This window comes from Apilactobacillus kunkeei (assembly GCF_001421115.1).
GTDB classification, from domain to species: Bacteria; Bacillota; Bacilli; order Lactobacillales; family Lactobacillaceae; genus Apilactobacillus; species Apilactobacillus kunkeei_F.
The window spans coordinates 1-18,257 of sequence record NZ_JXCW01000004.1 but is presented as its reverse complement, the minus strand read 5'-3'; the positions used below and the strand labels follow the sequence as shown (position 1 = coordinate 18,257).

The following is an 18,257-nucleotide window of genomic DNA, read 5'->3' as shown; positions in this document are numbered from 1 at the left end:
CTAAAATCCGATATAAATTTGTATAAAACAAAAAGACGCTGCCAAGCGTCTTTTATTTACGAGCATTGTTATACTCTTTCATCGCGTTTCCTGTGACTGATTTAGCGTCATTTAAAGCGTCTTTTGGTGTTCCTGAATATAAGATTTCACCACCGTAACGACCCGCCTTAGGACCAACGTCAATCATCCAATCTGACTTACTGATTACAGATAAATTATGTTCAACAATGATTAGGGTATTACCCTTTTCTACTAATTCATCGAATAGATTAGTCATTATCGAAACATCCTTCATATGCAACCCGGCAGTTGGTTCATCTAACAAGTAAACGGTACCTGTCTTGTTTAGTTGTAATGCAAGTTTTAATCTTTGAACTTCCCCACCTGATAATGTATCAAGTGATTGGCCAAGTGAAAGATAATCCAAACCAACCTTTTGCATATTAACAAGTTTGTCGTGGATTTCGGCAACGTCACTGAAGAACTTAATTGCTTCTTTAATTGATAAGTTCAATACTTCAGCAATATCTAAACCATTTAGTTTGTATTGTAATGCTTCATCACTGTAACGTTTTCCATGACATTTTTCACAAGTTTGAATAACGGGATCCATGAATGCCATGTTAGTAATTTGGACTCCACGACCCTTACATAATGGACATTTACCTTTTCCATTGTAGCTAAATAGTTGTCGTGACACCTTGTTGGCATCCCCAAATAACTTTCTAATATCGTCTAAGATATTTAGATAAGTAGCTGGAGTTGAACGAATGTTTACCCCAACGGCATCTTGAGTTAAATCAATGTAGCCAGTCTTTAGCTTGTCCTTGACCGCTTGGATTAATGAACTCTTACCAGATCCAGCAACCCCTGAAATAACGGTTTGTGCATTTAATGGGATTGATACATTGGCATGCTTTAGATTATGAATGTTTACATCCCTTAAATCTAAGGTGTCATTGAAATCCTTGGCTTTCTTAAATACCAATGGTTCTTGTAATAACTTACCAGTGATGGTGTCACTCTTAAGTAAGTCGGAATACTTGCCATCGAACATAATCTTTCCACCATCTTTACCCGGTTTAGGCCCAATTTCGACAACGTAGTCGGCAATTGGAATCAATTCTGGGTTATGTTCAACGACTAGGACTGTGTTGCCCTTATCCTTTAATTTTCTCAACGCATGACTGATTAGTTTAATATCCGCTGGATGCAATCCAACACTTGGTTCATCTAGGATGTAAACCATGTCAGATAATGAACTATTCATGTATTTAGCAATCTTAATTCTTTGAGTTTCCCCACCGGATAATGTGTCAGTACTTCTATCCAATGTTAGATAACCTAAACCTAAATCGATTAATGATTGAATCTTAGTAGTTAGTTCTCTCAATAAATCGACTGTTAGCTTTTCATCGATTGAGTCTAGGAATTCGATGACATGGTTTAAGTCCATTTGTAAGACATCGGCAATATTATATCCATTAATCTTACAAGTAAGCACTTCTGGTCTTAACTTAGTACCATGACACTTATCACAAGCCGTTCTCGTAACGATTTCTTGAATGGCTTCCTTGTGATGTTCTCCTTCTTTACTTTCGATGATTGAACGTTTAATTCTTGGAATGACACCTTCATACAAAATGGACTTCTTCCATTCCTTAGGAGCATCAGTTAAATGGTGTTGAGGTGCATATAATAAATCATTTAATTCTTTTTCAGAATAGTCTTTAATCTTCTTATCATTATCGAATAAGCCAGTGTATGCATAACGTTTCCAACGCCATGTTCCAGGGCCAAAACTTACGAATGTAATTGCCCCTTCGTTTAATGACTTATCGTAATCAATTACCTTATCTGGATTGATGTGATCAATGTAACCTAGCCCCTGACACTTATCACACATCCCTTGAGGTAAATTGAATGAAAATGTATCAGAGTATCCAACCCAAGGCTTACCAATTCTAGAGAATAATAATCTCAATAATGAATAAATTCCAGTGTAGGTAGCAAGTGTTGATCGTGGATTTTTACCGACCTTCTTTTGTTGAATCACAATCGCTACAGGTAGATTGTCGATTCTTCCTACATGTGGAGCTCCATACTTTGGTAGGTATTGTTGTGTGAAACTAGGAAATGTTTCATTTAACTCTCTTCTAGAGTTAGCGGCAATCGTATCAAAAACAAGCGATGACTTTCCGGCACCAGATAGTCCCGTGAATACAGTAATCGCATGTTTTTTGATGCTGATATCCAAGTGCTTTAAGTTGTTTTGAAAAGCATTATGAACCTCGATATAATCTTGATTTGGCATTTCAATCCTCCTGAATTCACTTTGTAGTAACAATTATAGTAGTTATAAGCATCAATTTCATTTATCTTGTTTAATAATTAAGAATTTATAAAGATAATCTGTTTTCTTGAGAAAAATAAATTTTTAATACTATAATTAAAGCATAGACACAATATCTAATCGAAAGAAGATGAAATTATGGCAGAAGAAAAAAGAGATAAAATGATTGGTTTAGTAATGTTCATTTGTAACAAGTACAATCGTAAGGATTTTCGTTTCGCAAAGTCTTTAATCTCACACAGCTATGATGAAACTGTTGAAAGATTACAAAAGGCTTATCAAGATTCTTGTGATGCTTTCAAGAAGCGTATCTTAGAACCAATTAAGATTCCAGCTGACACTGTCGCTATTGATTACAGTGCTGCATTTGAAAAAATGACTGCTACTAAAATCACTACCCATCAATTAAAGAAATATTCAAAGCATGCCTTAATTGCTAAGGAAATGTTAGAACGAATCAACGAACCACTAGACTAATAAATAACTAAAAAAAGCCATCCTAATTAGGATGGCTTTTTTCTATTTCATTAATTGATATAACTTACCGTAGTTAACGGTTCCCAAACCAGTAGATTGGTTGTATTTCTTCCCGGGTTGTCCGGTGTAATACAAGTTACTATTGTCTTTATCAGAATCTAAAGTGTTAAATGGTGAGTTGCCATTGTTAGCAAGCGCATATAATTGTGGATTCCATAATCCGAAACGATGGTTTGCTCTAGTAGCGAATAAAGAATTTACCGCAGCAACTTGAGGAGCTACAATACTTGTCCCACCATCGGTAAACCATTGGTTGTTATATAACACAGTGTATCCGGTTTGAGGATCACCGTTAGCAACAATGTCCGGTAGGTTTCTACCAGATGCAGTTCCAGAAGTTTGAGTTGGCTTTGCGTATTGTTTTGCATAACCACTATCCATGTTCCAGTATTGAATAGCATTGTAACTATTTACACCACTGACATTACTTTGGTATGCAGGTGTTTGGTTGAACTTACTGAAACCACCACCGGTTCCAGCAAAGTAAGTGCTTAGGAAACTATTTTGATCACTGTTATATAGCTTCAATTGGTTAAAGTATGGATATAAGAAATCATTTGACCATGCACGTTCCCTATCAATCTTAACCTTGTGACCGTTGACAGTATAATTGATTGGCACACTGGTTGCTCCAACAGCTGTAATGAATGGAGATGAAGCTGGAGATTCAACTGTTAACCCAGTGACCCCACCTTCAATACCATCATAGGCACCGTTATCACCGGTTGAATTAAAGATACTAATTCCTTGTGCAGCACCTTGTAGTAACAAGCTATTCATAATTGAATTGTAGTTCTTAGAAATGAACCCTTCATTCATCATTTGTTGTAGTTCGGCTTCACTAATTCCCCAACTCAATGATAAACTGTCGGACTTGTTAGCACTGATTGCTTTAGCGAAGCTCTCTACCATTCCAGAGATGGTTGGTTGAGAAATATAAACATTGATGTTTGATTTAGACGCAATTGCACCAGCTTGTTGGATATCCATTGTAGTTTCATCACTTTGTGACTTGATTGAGGCATAGACATCCTTGTAAACGTGAACTCGTTTAATGCTTGAAGGAACCCCTACCTTCTTCCAAAATCTGGAAATGTCAGAATTATTGAAGCCACCAAATGAGATAATCCCAATTCCGTGTTTATCACCACGTTTAGCTTGTTTTAATGAGGTTGCACCGTAACGACTGATGAAGTCCTTAGGGCTACGCTTCATTGAACTACTCTTAGTTTTCTTAGCAGCATTGCTATTAACGTGATCATAATTACTTAGCCCCATGAATCCATTAACATGCTTTTGAAGATTCCCTCTCATTTTTGGTTCGTGGTTTGGGCGGTAGACGAACTTACCGTTGACCTTCACTCTCACTTGCTTATACTTAAGCGCTTTTTGAATGTTAGTCTTGCTACCATAACCTCTTAAAACAAGGTTACCAGCGTACTTGGTAGTCTTAATATGATACTTTTTGAAATACTTTTGAATTGCAGCGACAGTTCTATTGGTTTGTCCATAACGATTGGCAAACTGTTTGGTAGATAAGAACTTCTTATGCTTGGTCAAAACATAATTTTCTAGTTTGCTATTACTCCTGGTTTTTAGAATAATCGCGAAGTTTGAAGTCACTGAACTAGATTTAGCTTTGGCCTTCTTATGAATCTTGACCTTATGTACTGTTTTCTTAGCTTGAGCATCAACGTTGTAGTTAAATGCTGTTCCCAATAAAACAGAGGCACTTAGTGTCGCAATAATTGTTTTTCTATAATTCACTCGTATCACCCCTTATGTAGTTTCATAATATTCCTAAAAATATCTTAAGTATACAGATTTAAGCAATTCTTTATAATTTTTTATGTTAGTATTAAATGTAGTTACATAGTGAAAGGAGGTTTGCAATTTGTTTAAAGAATTCAAAGCATTCATCTCTAAAGGTAATGTCTTAGATTTAGCCGTTGGTGTAATCATTGGTTCAGCATTTACAACCATCGTTAAGTCATTTACTTCTAACTTGATTAATCCTTTAATTGGAATTTTCATGGGTCAAATGAACTTATCATCAATCGTCTTCTCAGTGGGTTCAGCTCACTTCAGAGTCGGTAGTTTCATCAACGATGTTATTAACTTCTTGATTGTTGCCTTCGTTGTATTCTTGATCGTAAGAACTTACAACAAAGTTTCAAAACGCGATACTACTCCTAAGGATACCAAGACTGACATCCTATTGGGTGAAATCCGTGATTTACTTTCAGAACAAAAAAATAACAAATAACAACAAACCCAGGTATTTTTATGCCTGGGTTTTTCTTTTTGATATTAAGTTCGGTTTTAAAATATGATAAAATATTATTACTATTTCAAAAAATGAGGAGTTAATATGGTGATAATTACAGCAGGGATGATTGGTGTTGGTAAGACAACTCTGACCGGTAAAATCGCAGGACATTTAGGCACTAAGGCCTTCTATGAACCAGTTGGTGAAAATCCTGTTTTGCCTTTGTACTATAACAATCCGGAACAATATGGATTCTTATTACAAATTTACTTTTTAAACAAACGTTTTTCAATGATTAAAAAGGCGCTATCAGATGATAACAATATCTTAGATAGATCAATCTATGAAGATGCCCTTTTCACAAAACAAAATAATGCTGAAGGTAATATTTCAGACATGGAATTGAAAATTTACCTAGAATTATTGGACAAAATGATGAGCGAATTAGATCAACTTCCTAAAAAAGCTCCAGACCTAATGGTATATGCTGAAACCGATTTTGAAACCATTCTACACAGAATTAAAATGCGCGGCCGTGACTACGAACAATTCGATAACGATCCTAAGTTAAAAGAATATTACTATCACATGTGGTCAGCATACAAACAATGGTATGAAGAATATGATAAGAGTCCTAAGATGAAGATTGACCTTCAAAAATATGACCTATCAGAAGATGCTAACGTCGACATCGTTTTAAACATGATTGATGAAGAACTTAAAAAAATCAGATAATAAAAAATCCCGAATCATAATGATTTGGGATTTTTTTGTGTTTAGTTATCTTCTAATGTACCTAGTTCAAAGATTGATTGACCATAAATTGCCATTGCTAACATCAAGTCGTCTACAACTTGGTATTCGTTAGCTTGGTGCATTGTGTTTACAGTCCAAGGGAATTCAGCACCGAATGCTACCCCTCTCTTCATCATACGACCGTAAGTACCACCACCCACAACTTGTGGTTGAGCTTCAGTCTTACCAGTACGTTCACGGTAAACATTGATTAGTTTATTTACGATTGGGTCTTTTGGATCAACATAGTGAGGAACCATGTCATCTGTGTTCTTAACAGTTCCATCCATTACCTTAGCAGCTTGGTTTAGGTATTCACCAATGGTTTCAACACTAATACCCTTAGGATATCTAAAGTTAGTGTTAACGAAACCACCATCAGTTGGGTTGAACTTTAGGATACCAACGTTCATTGTTAAGTCACCCATGATTTCATCAGTGTAGTTAGCACCGATTCTGTTTGCACGAGAATCACCGTGTAGAAATTCTGCAACAAACTTAATGAAGTTCTTAGCATCACCAGAAAAATCATAGCCACGTAGGAAGTTAGCTAGGAATGTTCCACCATTAACACCATTTCTTGGTTCCATTCCGTGTGCTGACTTACCAATTAAGTGTAACTTAATACCATCTTCAGTGATTTCAGAACCACCGTCTAGTTTACGATCTTGCATAAATGTTGAGAATTCTTCTGCCATTTGGTCTTTAAATGCAGTCTTAACATCAGCAAAAGCATCCCTTGGTACCATGTTTTCTCTTAAACCGGCATCGAAGTTAGCTAAGTAGTAATCAGCTGAGTCTTCTTGGTTAGTACCAAAAGTAGTTTCAAATGTTGTATTACCTTTTTCACCATTAATAACTGGGAATTGAGCATCTGGAGAGAATCCAAAGTCAGGTTCTGGTTCTAACTTGAAGTAATGCTTCATTCCAGTCCAGTTACTTTCTTCATCAGTACCAATAATGAATCGAATCTTGCAGTTAGGTTCAATTCCTTGGTCCTTCATCATCTTTAGACCATAGTATGCTGCCAAACCAGGTCCCTTGTCGTCGGAGGCACCACGACCAAATACTTTACCGTCTTTGATCATCATTTCAAATGGATTGCTGTCCCATCCTTCACCGGCTGGCATGACATCAGCATGGGCTAAAATAGCAAATGTCTTATCTCCACTACCGTATTCTATGTAACCAACTAGGTTATCTAGGTTCTTGACAGTGAAACCGTCTCGTTTACCAAACTCTAAGTACTTTACTAATGCTTTAGCTGGACCAGGTCCTAAAGGAAATTCATCAGTAGCCTCGTTATCATTTCTTTCACTATCGATAGAAATTAAATCAGCTAAATCCTTTAGGTAATCTTCTTTGTAGTCTTGAGCTAATTTATCCCAATTAATCATTTTGAAATCCTCCTTTACCTTTCCATATATTTTAGCATAATCTAATAAAAACACATCAATGAAGTACCAAATTTTTAGTGATATACTGAAGATAAAGCGTTAGGAGGAATTAATATGACAGAAATTTCAACTGACATCGTTAATAACACCATTATTAAACGCCCAAATAATAGCCATAAAGGCACCTTTGGACGAGTTGGTATTATTGGTGGCACTAATAACTTTGGCGGTGCCATTATCATGGCTTCTAAGGCCTGTGTCTATTCTGGTGCAGGATTAACAACTACTTTTACAGATCCGGTCAATCTTTCCAGTCTTCATACCCATATTCCTGAGGCAATGTTTGTAGACTTTAACGATTTAGATAGCATTAAATCAATGCTTAACGGATTCGATGTTGTCCTAATTGGTCCAGGCCTAGGAACTGACGAAAACAGTCTGACAATCTTAAAGACTGTTTTCAATAACATCCAACCAACACAAAAATTAATTATTGATGGTTCAGCAATTACACTTATCGCCAACCATAATCTTGACCTGCCAGATGCAAATCTTATTTTCACACCACATCAAATGGAATGGCAAAGATTATCTGGTATCAAAATCAGTGACCAAACCGATGAAAACAATCAAAAAGCAGTTAAACAATTAAACGCTACAGTTGTTGTTAAATCACACCATACCAAGGTATACCATAACGATAATATCTGGGTTAACCCTGGTGGTACCCCTGCTCAAGCAACTGGTGGCATGGGTGATACTTTAGCTGGAATGGTTGCCGGATTCGTCGCACAATTCTCAGATACAACTAATGCTGTTTTATCTGCAGTATACGCCCACAGTGCAATCGCAGATCAATTAGCAGAAAAGCAATATGTTGTTCTTCCTACCCAAATCATTGAACACATCCCTGAATTCATGAAAGCAAACAAAAAAAAGACAGAATCATAATTGATTCCGTCTTTTTTATTTACGATTTATAAAGTTAAAAATTATTACCAACGATAATGGAATAATTAATACTAGTACTGAATAAGCATTTAGATAATGGTCGACAATCCCCATGATGAAAGTTCCTAGAATGAAACTTGTAATTACCATGATGGTATCAATCAATAGTGATTTGGCTTTTTTATCATGATCAACCAGTGCCAAATAAGCATTATTAGCGATCTTGCTAATGTTTCCGGTCATCATAAGTGGATTAAAAGGATTGCCCTTTAGCAGTTTGAATTCTTGTAATTGGGCAGCTGATACTAACGATAACAGTCCCACGATTAAAACTGATGAGGTATCTTTGACTAATAGACCAACGAGCATAATAACCACAATTTCATAAAACATGATTATCACTTTTCGTGTATTGATGGAGTCCAGTTTTCTTTGCATTACCTTGATAATCACAATTCCTAGTGCAAAGAAAATAATTGAGAAAATATACTTCAAAGATTGAGCAAAGTCGTGATTAGCTAAACTAATCCCAAATAAAATTGAGTTACCTGTTTGTAATCCGGCAAATACCCCGCCTTGTTCGATGAAGGTATAGGCGTCAATTCCACCACTGGTTATTGCCAATAGGATTGCGATTAATGGATGCGTAAATATATCTTTATTTTTCATCTTAATTACCCATGCTTTCAGTTTTATTTAATGTGTAATTTTCGTCTTAAAGAGTCTGCTTTACTTCCAATCACTATATTGGCAATTCTGCTCTTCAGTGCCAAGTAAACATAAACAAATCCACCTAATGAAGTAGCAATTATTACAACAATTAAACTTCCAACACTAGTAAATGGATTCATCAATAAACCAATAATCATATTACCAGCATATACTGATGCTAACGCAACAAGGTAAGTTACAAGTGCGAATAATACAATCCAGTTAATCTGGTTTAGCATCTTATCACTTCTAATCTTGAACTGACGATCCAATGAATTGATAATCAATCCATTTACAACCATGAACCCTATTGCAGAAGAAATTAAAGGGCCGAATTCCTTGAAGAAGAATACCATTGGGAACTGAGTGATAATTTTAGCAATAATTCCATAAACAAAGTACTTAACGGCAACCTTGTTTTGAGAAATCCCTTGCATCATCGCAGTCACAACGGTGAACAATCCAAAGAAGATTGAAATAATGGATGAGAATGCTAATACGTTAGCTGATAGTGCCCCATTACCAGTTCCGTAAAAGACTCGGTTTAATGGACCAGCAATAGCAGTCATCCCTAACGCTGCTGGAATCATCACGAATGAGAATAGCACAAATCCACTTGAAATTTGGTGGCTAATTTCTTTTCTATTACCCTTTGTGTACGCTTCTGATAGTAAGGGAACAACTGTGATTGCCATAGATGAAGCAAGTGAGATGGTAATCATAATTAGCTTGTTGGCGTTACCTGCAAAAATTGCATATAATTGATTCAAAACTAAATTTGAAGCATTTGTGGCAACATGCATAATCTTAAAGAAGGTAAATTGATCAATTAATTGAAAAATAGTAATCCCGGCACCAAGAATAACAAATGGGACAGCTTGTTGAATTATTTCCGTATATAGTTTATTAGCATTTACATGGATTTCATTATTACTATTCTTAACCAACGAACGGTAGTATCGACGACGTTTTAAGTAATACCATCCTAAAACTAATAATCCTGCAACCGAACCAATAAAGGCAGCAAATGTTGATTGTGAAACAGCAGTAACCCAACTACCATGCATAACTTTAATGATAAAGAAAACTGCTAACAACATGTATATTACACGGAATAGTTGTTCAGCAAATTGTGAAATGGCTGAAGGTGCCATATCTTGGAATCCTTGGAAGTAACCACGGGTTAAACTCATGGTTGGAATGATTAATACGGCCCATGATAATGATCTCATAACCGGAATTAAATCAGGATTTCCGTTATCAAATGCAGGTGCTCCGATATATAGGATTAATGCACAAACAATCCCTGTGATTAGTGATAATAATAATCCTCGTTTGTACAACCTAACACTGACACCGTACTCATTTAAGGCATTATAATGAGCAACCTGTTTGGCAATTGCGGATGGGATTCCGGCAATTGAAATAATTAATATCATGCTATAAAAATTATATCCTTGTACATACAATGAATTAGCTTGTAAATACAGAACACCAAGCATCATTCTCCAAGGAATTATGTATATTGCTCCCAATACTCTTGATAAGATGCTCCCCGCAGTCATCCATGCGGATCCCTCAATCATCTTATCCTGAGCTAAATTGTCTTTCATATTTTTATCTTGTTCATGCATATCGCATTCCCACTTTCAAATTTCTCTAACTTGTTCATTTTAATCAATATTTTACTCGTAATCAACATGATACCACTATTAGACACAAAAAAAGAGTGATAATCGTTAAATTATCACTCTTTTTCTTTAGTTAACAACGATATTTACAATCTTACCAGGAACAACAATTACCTTTCTAACTGTCTTTCCTTCAATATCTGCCTTAATCTTGTCGTCACTCATAGCTGCTTCTTGAGTAGCATCCTTAGATGCATCAGCGGCAACCTTAATATGAGCTCTAACCTTACCGTTAACTTGAACTACGATTTGTACTTCATCATCAACTAGTTTACTTTCATCGTATTCTGGCCATTTAGCATAAGTAATGCTGTCGTCATGACCAAACTTGCTCCATAGTTCTTCAGCCATATGTGGAATGATTGGTGAAACTAACTTCACAAAGCCTTCCATGTAGTCTAGGAATAAACTATCTTGCTTGTAGCATTCGTTTACAAATACCATCATGCTTGAAATTGCAACGTTGAAACGAAGGTTTTCGTAATCGTCAGTTACCTTCTTAACAGTTTGGTTGTAAATCTTATCTAATTTATGATCGTTTACAGTAGTGATACGGTCACGAAGTTTGTCTTCGTCATCGATCATTAATCTCCAAACACGGTTAACCCATCTGTTGGCACCATTAATACCTTCAGTACTCCATGGTTTTGATTCGGTTAATGGGCCCATAAACATTTCGTATAATCTCAATGTATCTGCACCGTATTCTTCAACGATATCGTCCGGGTTAACAACGTTACCCTTTGATTTAGACATCTTTTCGTGGTTAGTACCTAAGATCATTCCTTGGTTAACTAACTTGTGGAATGGTTCCTTGGTAGGAACAACACCTAAATCGTAAAGAACCTTGTGCCAGAAACGTGCATATAGTAAGTGAAGAACAGCATGTTCTGCACCACCAATGTATAGGTCAACTGGTAGCCATTTCTTTAATAATTCAGGGTCAGCAATCATCTTATCGTTGTGTGGATCAATGTATCTTAAGTAGTACCATGAACTACCAGCCCATTGTGGCATGGTGTTAGTTTCACGTTTACCCTTACGACCATTTTCATCAACAACGTTTACCCATTCGTCGATGTTAGCTAATGGTGATTCACCAGTACCTGATGGTTCAATGTTATCAGTTTCTGGTAATACCAATGGAAGTTCATCTTCTGGTACTAAACCAGTTTCACCGTCTTCCCAATGAATAACTGGAATTGGTTCACCCCAGTATCTTTGACGTGAGAAAATCCAATCTCTTAAACGGTAGTTAGTCTTAGCATGACCTGCTTTATTGTCTTCCAACCATTTTACGATAGCGTCAATGGCATCTTTTTTGTTCATACCATCTAAGAAGTCTGAGTTAATGTGAACACCGTCGCCAGTGTATGCTTCTTTTTCAATGTCGCCACCTTCGATAACTGGTTTGATAGGAAGGTCAAATTTCTTGGCAAATTCATAATCACGGTCATCATGTGCTGGAACAGCCATAATTGCACCAGTTCCGTATGATGAAAGAACGTAGTCACCAATCCAAATTGGAATTTGTTCACCATTAACTGGGTTAATTCCGTAAGCTCCGGTAAATACACCAGACTTGTCTTTGTTTAAATCAGTACGTTCTAAATCAGACTTAGTAGCAACTTCCTTACGGTAAGCTTCAATTGCTTCTTTATTGTCGTCAGTAGCAATCTTATCTACTAAATCATGATCAGGTGCTAACACAATGTATCCAGCACCGAATAATGTATCTGGTCTAGTTGTGAAGACTTCAATCTTTTCATCATGGTCTTTAACACCAAAGAATACGCTGGCACCCTTTGAACGACCAATCCAGTTTCTTTGCATTTCTTTAATGCTTTCTGGCCAGTCTAAGTCGTCTAGGTCATCGATTAAACGATCTGCGTATGCAGTAATCTTTAATACCCATTGTTTCATTGGAACACGGTATACTGGGTATCCACCACGTTCAGTCTTACCATCGATAACTTCTTCGTTAGCAACAACGGTTCCACCCATAAAGTCTGGAGCCCAATTAACTTCGATTTCATCTTCGTAAGCTAAACCTTTTTTGTATAATTGTTCGAAAATCCATTGAGTCCACTTGTAGTACTTAGGATCAGTAGTATCAACTTCTCTGTCCCAGTCGTATGAGAAACCTAATGACTTAATTTGTTCTCTAAAGTGTTCGATGTTCTTTTGAGTAAATGAACCAGGATGGTTACCTGTCTTCAATGCGTATTGTTCTGCAGGTAAACCGAATGCATCAAATCCAATTGGATGTAATACGTTCTTTCCTTGCATTCTCTTAAATCTAGCCATGATATCAGTCGCAGTGTATCCTTCAGGATGTCCTACGTGAAGTCCTTGACCAGAAGGATATGGGAACATATCTAGAGCATAGTAATTTTCTTTGTTTTCATCATTTGTTGTTTTAAAAGTTTCATTGGTTTCCCAATATTTTTGCCATTTCTTTTCAACATCTTTGTGATTATAAGCCATAAAAAATTCCTCCTTTAATCAGTTATCGAATAAAAAAAGTCCTATAAGCTATAAAGCCTATAGGACGAAAATTCCGCGGTACCACCTAAGTTTATCTATAAAATATAGATACATCTCAAGTCCTTAACGCGGAAAACGTCTTAACCTACTGAGATTCAGTCAAGATCTCTACGACTAGTTCAATTAGCATTGGTCTAAATTCACAGCGGCCATTTAGTTTCTGAAAAGCAACGCCAATCTACTACCTCGTATCAACAATTTCTATTCGGTAATTTAATTATTTTAAATATACCAGTCTACAGAATTAAAATCAAGGACAATTATCAAATGTGTTAGAATTATTGATAGTTATTAATTAAGGAGCATTAAATAATGAAAATTCAACCAGCAGTTAGATATAGTCATACCCTATTATCACAATTGGTGCAAAACGGCGACACCGTCGTTGATGCAACCGTCGGAAAAGGCAATGATACTGAATTTCTATCACAGTTAGTTGGTGAAAATGGTAAAGTTTACGGATTCGATGTGCAGGAAGAAGCAATTAACTACACCAAAAAGAGATTAGTTGACAAAAATTTAAGTAGCAATGTCACACTTTTTAATACTGGTCATGAAAATATTGCAAACCTAGTCGATGGATCAATTAATGCCGCCATCTTTAACCTTGGATACCTACCGGGAAGTAACAAGGACATTATTACCAAACCTGACACCACCCTGACAGCGATTAAGGAGTGCCTGGACAAACTAGAGGAAAACGGCATTGTCGTCTTAGTTCTGTACTACGGTCACGATGGCGGTCCACAGGAAAAGAACGCTGTTATAAAATATGCTCAAAGTTTAAATCAAAAATCATTTTCTGTTATGCAATATCAATTTATCAATCAGGTCCATTGCCCACCTATCCTATTGGCAATACAAAAAAATTCCAACTAATTAAAGTTGGAATTTTTTATTTTATTTTTTAGCTAAAATACGATCATATAAGTTTACAATTACCGCAAAGATAACGATAAACAAACATACCCAAAATACTTTGTGTAGTGAGTCGTAAATCACGTTTCTTAATGGTTCCATTAACTTAGCAGGAACTAAATGAGCAGTTTTAACATTAACAATTTTATTAATCATATCCATTTTGGCACCATCAGTATGAAGAATTCCAATGGTTAATTGTCTATTCATCACGATACCTAAAACGGCCACAATCAATGTTTGACCAAAGATTCTACATAATGTATTGAATGATGTCGCAACACCAACGTCTGATTTTTCAACACTGTTTTGTGAGATAACTGTTCCATTGGTAATGGTGATACCAAAACCGATTCCACAAATTGCTGCGATGGCAAAGAACCAAGCAAATGAGACGGTAAATGGAAGCAATACTACCCAAATGGCAGCGACTAAAATGAAGAATAAACCAAACATTGTAGCGTAAAATGCCTTCATTTTTGATAATAGCCATCCAGATACAAATGCACCAAAGATCCAAAGAATTGAAGTTGGTGTGATAGCTAGTCCGGAAAGCGTTGCTGGATAACCAAAGATTCCTTGTGTCCAAACTGGAAGATAAACTTCTAGCCCCATCAAGAACCCACTGATTAGAAAGGCAATGATGTTTTGAATAACAAACGTTCTGTTTTTCAATAACTTCATTGGAATGATTGGGTTTTCAGCACAATGTTCTTTTCTTACAAATAAGATTAACAATAATATTGAGAAGAAAATACAGTATGAAATTGGTTGCCAGTTATCTGATAAATCACTAATCAATTGGATGATGTACATCAATGATAGTAATAATAGTGATAGATAAACCATTCCTAGATAGTCAATTGATTGTTTAACCACGACGTGTTTTTCATGAAAACTCATGATAAAAATAATTAAAGCAATGATTCCTAGTGGCAAGTTTAAAAAGAAAACCCAGTGCCAACTAAGACTATCAACTAAAAATCCACCGATTAAAGGCGCCATAATGGATGCAATTCCCCAAATAGCACCGTTTAATCCTAAGATTTTACCCCTATTCTCGTCTGAATAGATATCAGCAACAATCGTGTAGGATAATGGCATAATTACACCAGCACCGACCCCTTGAATTGCTCGCCAAATAATCAATGTTGTCATCGAATTAGACAATCCGGAAAAAATTGATCCGATTAAAAAGATTCCAATCCCAAAGATGAAAATCTTCTTTCTACCGAATTGGTCAGATAATTTCCCATAGATTGGTGTCGATATCGCGTTGGTAAGTAGGTAAACTGAGAACACCCAGTTCATAATTGAAACACCATGTAAATCCCCTACAATTGTGGGCATCGCAGTTGATACAATCGTTCCTTCAACGGCACTCATAAATGTAGCGATAAACAATGATATGGTAACTAATAAAACATTGTTCTTTTGCGTATTAATACTCATTGTTCCTCCATCAAAATAAAAACGATTTATAAGTAATTTTCTACAAATAAATCGTCTTTATCGTTTTAAGATATATTATTTAAAGAAATTTTGTAGTTCTTCAACCTTGTCGGTGTGTTCCCAAGGTAAATCAACATCAGTTCTACCAAAGTGACCGTAAGCGGCTGTTTTCTTGTAAATAGGACGTTTTAAGTCAAGCATCTTAATGATACCAGCTGGTCTTAAGTCAAAAATTTCTCTAATTGCTTTAATTAGGTCGTTTTCTGAAACAGTAGCTGTACCAAAAGTATTTACAGAAATTGAAACAGGCTTTGCTACACCGATAGCGTAAGCAACTTGTACTTCAATACGAGTAGCTAACTTAGCGGCAACGATATTCTTAGCAATGTATCTAGCAGCATAACTTGCTGATCTATCAACCTTAGTAGCATCCTTACCAGAGAATGCACCACCACCATGGTGAGCAGCTCCACCGTAAGTATCAACAATAATCTTTCTACCAGTTAAACCGGCGTCACCTTGAGGTCCACCAATTACGAAACGTCCAGTAGGATTAATGAAGAATTTGGTGTTGTCATTTAGTAATTCAGCTGGAATAACAGCCTTGATTACTTGTTCGATAACATCTTTTCTAATTTGTTCTAAAGTAACATCTGAATCATGTTGAGTACTTAAAACAACAGTTTCAACCGCAACTGGCTTGTTGTTGTCATCGTATTCAACAGTTACTTCGGCCTTTGCATCAGGTCTTAAGTATGGAATTGTACCATCTTTTCTTAAGTCAGCAATTTTTCTCATTAATTTGTGACTTAGAGAAATTGGTAGTGGCATTAGTTCAGGTGTTTCATCAACAGCGTAACCAAACATTAAACCTTGGTCACCTGCCCCAATCTTATCTAGAGCATCTTCACTACTGTCACGAGTTTCTAGAGAATCATCAACACCTTGAGCAATATCAGGTGATTGTTCATCAATGGCAACTAATACTGCACAAGTATTACCATCGAAACCGTATTGGTCATTGTCGTAACCAATTTCTTTGATAGTTTCTCTAACAATTTTTTGAATGTTAACGTAAGCTTTGGTAGTAATTTCACCAAAAACTAATACTAAACCAGTAGTTACTGAACATTCACAAGCAACTCTGGAATCAGGATCTTGCTTTAGCATTTCATCTAGAATAGCGTCACTGATTTGATCAGCAATTTTATCTGGATGTCCTTCTGAAACAGATTCTGATGTAAATAAATGTCTTTCTTGCATTTTAATGATTCCCCCTATTAATTTGGTTACAAGGCATCTTCACTATCAAGGTGAATCCTATCGGGAATACGCTTATAACTCTTAAAATAATATCATAACTTTAATATTTTTTAAAGTAATCACAAATACAAAAAAAGACTACCCTTTCGGATAGTCTTTTTTAATTAGTACCGGAGGTGGGGTTCGAACCCACACGATCTTGCGATCACTGGATTTTGAGTCCAGCGCGTCTGCCAATTCCGCCACTCCGGCATAATATTAAAATGAAGCCAAAGGCGGTAATCGGATTTGAACCGATGATAAAGGTTTTGCAGACCTCTGCCTTACCACTTGGCTATACCGCCATTTTAGTTCGAATTCAACTGGGCTAGCTGGATTCGAACCAGCGCATAATGGAGTCAAAGTCCAGTGCCTTACCACTTGGCTATAGCCCAATTAAAAAGGGCGGTAGGTGGGAATCGAACCCACGCGTGTCGGAACCACAATCCGATGTGTTAACCACTTCACCACTACCGCCATAGCAACATTAACAGGGATAGCAGGAGTTGAACCCGCACCAACGGTTTTGGAGACCGTTGTACTACCATTATACTATATCCCTATGGTGGAGGGGAGTGGATTCGAACCACCGAACCCGAAGGAGCGGATTTACAGTCCGCCGCGTTTAGCCAGACTTCGCTACCCCTCCATAAATGGCGCGGGACAGAATCGAACTGCCGACACACGGAGCTTCAATCCGTTGCTCTACCAACTGAGCTACCGAGCCATACCATTTATGTTTTGCTATAGATAAATATTCAATTATGTTGTCAATGACAACAACGGTTCGTACGAGACTCGAACTCGTGACCTCCTGCGTGACAGGCAGGCGTCCTAAACCAACTAGACCAACGAACCAGTCCAATATATTTGGAATGGAGGATACAGGGCTCGAACCTGTGACCTCCTGCTTGTAAGGCAGATGCTCTCCCAACTGAGCTAATCCTCCAAATATAAATGACCCGTACGGGATTCGAACCCATGTTACTGCCGTGAAAGGGCAGTGTCTTAAACCACTTGACCAACGGGTCATAACTATAAGGTATACGGAGAGTAAGGGATTCGAACCCTTGAAACAGGCATTCACCCGTTTACATCATTTCCAATGATGCTCCTTCGGCCAACTCGGACAACTCTCCAAGACCAGTTATAACTCCGAATGTCAGACTCGAACTGACGACAACCTGATTAACAGTCAGGTGCTCTACCAACTGAGCTAATTCGGAATAACGCGCGGCAACGTCCTACCCTTGCAGAGGGCGATCCCTCAACTACTATCGGCGTTTAGAAGCTTAACTTCTGTGTTCGGCATGGGAACAGGTGTATCCTTCTAG

Annotated in this window: 13 protein-coding genes, 12 tRNA genes, 1 rRNA gene, 1 riboswitch and 1 other annotated feature; of the genes, 5 read left to right on the top strand and 21 right to left on the bottom strand. The window is 36.9% G+C overall.

Going from position 1 to position 18,257, the window contains the following annotated elements; all coding sequences use genetic code 11:
• Positions 1-52 precede the first annotated feature (52 nt).
• On the bottom strand, positions 53-2,314 hold the full coding sequence (locus tag RZ55_RS02875; protein WP_057175709.1) for an ATP-binding cassette domain-containing protein: 2,262 nt from the start codon (positions 2,312-2,314) through the stop codon (positions 53-55).
• A gap of 177 nt (positions 2,315-2,491) precedes the next feature.
• Between RZ55_RS02875 and RZ55_RS02870 the strand changes: the two genes are divergently transcribed.
• The gene (locus RZ55_RS02870) at positions 2,492-2,830 is read left to right on the top strand and encodes a hypothetical protein (protein ID WP_034531245.1); all 339 of its coding nucleotides are present in this window, start codon (positions 2,492-2,494) and stop codon (positions 2,828-2,830) included.
• Between the two features lie 42 nt (positions 2,831-2,872).
• On the opposite strand, the gene RZ55_RS02865 is transcribed toward RZ55_RS02870, so the two are convergent.
• Positions 2,873-4,657 (bottom strand): S53 family peptidase, encoded by a 1,785-nt coding sequence (locus RZ55_RS02865; protein WP_057175708.1) that lies wholly within the window; start codon positions 4,655-4,657, stop codon positions 2,873-2,875.
• A 127-nt stretch (positions 4,658-4,784) separates the two neighbouring features.
• Here RZ55_RS02865 and mscL point away from each other — a divergent pair, with 127 nt between their 5' ends.
• Together mscL and RZ55_RS02855 are read left to right on the top strand one after the other, a co-directional pair.
• A complete protein-coding gene (gene mscL, locus RZ55_RS02860) occupies positions 4,785-5,156 on the top strand; it encodes a large-conductance mechanosensitive channel protein MscL (protein ID WP_034531247.1) in 372 nt (123 codons plus the stop codon).
• A gap of 105 nt (positions 5,157-5,261) precedes the next feature.
• On the top strand, positions 5,262-5,894 hold the full coding sequence (locus RZ55_RS02855) for a deoxynucleoside kinase (protein WP_057175707.1): 633 nt from the start codon (positions 5,262-5,264) through the stop codon (positions 5,892-5,894).
• Between the two features lie 41 nt (positions 5,895-5,935).
• Here RZ55_RS02855 and pepV read toward each other — a convergent pair whose 3' ends face one another.
• Entirely contained in the window at positions 5,936-7,351 is a 1,416-nt protein-coding gene (gene pepV, locus RZ55_RS02850) for a dipeptidase PepV (protein ID WP_057175706.1), read from the bottom strand.
• 114 nt (positions 7,352-7,465) lie between these two features.
• On the opposite strand from pepV, the gene RZ55_RS02845 reads away from it, so the two are divergent.
• Positions 7,466-8,302: an NAD(P)H-hydrate dehydratase gene (locus RZ55_RS02845; RefSeq protein WP_057175705.1), complete on the top strand. Its 837-nt coding sequence runs from the start codon at positions 7,466-7,468 to the stop codon at positions 8,300-8,302.
• A gap of 15 nt (positions 8,303-8,317) precedes the next feature.
• Here the strand turns inward: RZ55_RS02845 and RZ55_RS02840 are convergent, their stop codons facing one another.
• The 3 genes from RZ55_RS02840 to leuS all read right to left on the bottom strand — a co-directional run bounded on the left by RZ55_RS02840 (position 8,318) and on the right by leuS (position 13,191).
• On the bottom strand, positions 8,318-8,971 hold the full coding sequence (locus tag RZ55_RS02840) for a YoaK family protein (RefSeq protein ID WP_057175704.1): 654 nt from the start codon (positions 8,969-8,971) through the stop codon (positions 8,318-8,320).
• 23 nt (positions 8,972-8,994) lie between these two features.
• On the bottom strand, positions 8,995-10,647 hold the full coding sequence (locus tag RZ55_RS02835) for a putative polysaccharide biosynthesis protein (RefSeq protein ID WP_057175703.1): 1,653 nt from the start codon (positions 10,645-10,647) through the stop codon (positions 8,995-8,997).
• 126 nt (positions 10,648-10,773) lie between these two features.
• Entirely contained in the window at positions 10,774-13,191 is a 2,418-nt protein-coding gene (gene leuS, locus RZ55_RS02830) for a leucine--tRNA ligase (protein WP_057175702.1), read from the bottom strand.
• 57 nt (positions 13,192-13,248) lie between these two features.
• Positions 13,249-13,455 (bottom strand) — a binding site (T-box leader).
• 108 nt (positions 13,456-13,563) lie between these two features.
• Here leuS and RZ55_RS02825 point away from each other — a divergent pair.
• Positions 13,564-14,130 carry a class I SAM-dependent methyltransferase gene (locus tag RZ55_RS02825; RefSeq protein ID WP_057175701.1) on the top strand — a complete coding sequence of 189 codons (567 nt, stop codon included), beginning with the start codon at positions 13,564-13,566 and terminating at the stop codon, positions 14,128-14,130.
• A gap of 21 nt (positions 14,131-14,151) precedes the next feature.
• On the opposite strand, the gene RZ55_RS02820 is transcribed toward RZ55_RS02825, so the two are convergent.
• From RZ55_RS02820 to rrf, 15 genes are all read right to left on the bottom strand, one after another.
• Positions 14,152-15,621, bottom strand: a complete 1,470-nt coding sequence (locus RZ55_RS02820; protein ID WP_053792641.1) for an MDR family MFS transporter — start codon at positions 15,619-15,621, stop codon at positions 14,152-14,154.
• A gap of 75 nt (positions 15,622-15,696) precedes the next feature.
• On the bottom strand, positions 15,697-16,884 hold the full coding sequence (gene metK / locus RZ55_RS02815) for a methionine adenosyltransferase (RefSeq protein ID WP_041152197.1): 1,188 nt from the start codon (positions 16,882-16,884) through the stop codon (positions 15,697-15,699).
• Positions 16,882-16,967: riboswitch (SMK box riboswitch) on the bottom strand. Its footprint overlaps the gene before it by 3 nt.
• Before the next feature lie 85 nt (positions 16,968-17,052).
• Positions 17,053-17,136 (bottom strand) — tRNA-Leu (locus RZ55_RS02810).
• Between the two features lie 21 nt (positions 17,137-17,157).
• Positions 17,158-17,228: transfer RNA gene (locus RZ55_RS02805), tRNA-Cys, on the bottom strand.
• An 18-nt stretch (positions 17,229-17,246) separates the two neighbouring features.
• A tRNA-Gln gene (locus RZ55_RS02800) sits at positions 17,247-17,318 on the bottom strand.
• Positions 17,319-17,327: 9 nt separating this feature from the next.
• Positions 17,328-17,400: transfer RNA gene (locus RZ55_RS02795), tRNA-His, on the bottom strand.
• Positions 17,401-17,414: 14 nt separating this feature from the next.
• Positions 17,415-17,485 (bottom strand) — tRNA-Trp (locus RZ55_RS02790).
• Between the two features lies 1 nt (position 17,486).
• Positions 17,487-17,572: transfer RNA gene (locus RZ55_RS02785), tRNA-Tyr, on the bottom strand.
• A 5-nt stretch (positions 17,573-17,577) separates the two neighbouring features.
• Positions 17,578-17,650: transfer RNA gene (locus RZ55_RS02780), tRNA-Phe, on the bottom strand.
• 56 nt (positions 17,651-17,706) lie between these two features.
• A tRNA-Asp gene (locus tag RZ55_RS02775) sits at positions 17,707-17,781 on the bottom strand.
• Between the two features lie 18 nt (positions 17,782-17,799).
• Positions 17,800-17,872: transfer RNA gene (locus RZ55_RS02770), tRNA-Val, on the bottom strand.
• A gap of 9 nt (positions 17,873-17,881) precedes the next feature.
• Positions 17,882-17,954, bottom strand: a tRNA-Glu gene (locus tag RZ55_RS02765).
• 16 nt (positions 17,955-17,970) lie between these two features.
• Positions 17,971-18,062 (bottom strand) — tRNA-Ser (locus RZ55_RS02760).
• A 14-nt stretch (positions 18,063-18,076) separates the two neighbouring features.
• Positions 18,077-18,149, bottom strand: a tRNA-Asn gene (locus tag RZ55_RS02755).
• A 5-nt stretch (positions 18,150-18,154) separates the two neighbouring features.
• A 5S ribosomal RNA gene (gene rrf / locus RZ55_RS02750) occupies positions 18,155-18,257 on the bottom strand; the annotation flags it as partial.

Excerpts from the sequence above, each read along its gene's own strand:
- RZ55_RS02835 (WP_057175703.1), bottom strand. The coding sequence starts at position 10,647 with ATGCATGAACAAGATAAAAATATGAAAGACAATTTAGCTCAGGATAAG.
- RZ55_RS02845 (WP_057175705.1), top strand. The coding sequence starts at position 7,466 with ATGACAGAAATTTCAACTGACATCGTTAATAACACCATTATTAAACGC.
- RZ55_RS02820 (WP_053792641.1), bottom strand. The coding sequence starts at position 15,621 with ATGAGTATTAATACGCAAAAGAACAATGTTTTATTAGTTACCATATCA.
- metK (WP_041152197.1), bottom strand. The coding sequence starts at position 16,884 with ATGCAAGAAAGACATTTATTTACATCAGAATCTGTTTCAGAAGGACAT.
- RZ55_RS02840 (WP_057175704.1), bottom strand. The coding sequence starts at position 8,971 with ATGAAAAATAAAGATATATTTACGCATCCATTAATCGCAATCCTATTG.
- RZ55_RS02855 (WP_057175707.1), top strand. The coding sequence starts at position 5,262 with ATGGTGATAATTACAGCAGGGATGATTGGTGTTGGTAAGACAACTCTG.
- RZ55_RS02825 (WP_057175701.1), top strand. The coding sequence starts at position 13,564 with ATGAAAATTCAACCAGCAGTTAGATATAGTCATACCCTATTATCACAA.
- RZ55_RS02870 (WP_034531245.1), top strand. The coding sequence starts at position 2,492 with ATGGCAGAAGAAAAAAGAGATAAAATGATTGGTTTAGTAATGTTCATT.
- leuS (WP_057175702.1), bottom strand. The coding sequence starts at position 13,191 with ATGGCTTATAATCACAAAGATGTTGAAAAGAAATGGCAAAAATATTGG.
- RZ55_RS02875 (WP_057175709.1), bottom strand. The coding sequence starts at position 2,314 with ATGCCAAATCAAGATTATATCGAGGTTCATAATGCTTTTCAAAACAAC.
- pepV (WP_057175706.1), bottom strand. The coding sequence starts at position 7,351 with ATGATTAATTGGGATAAATTAGCTCAAGACTACAAAGAAGATTACCTA.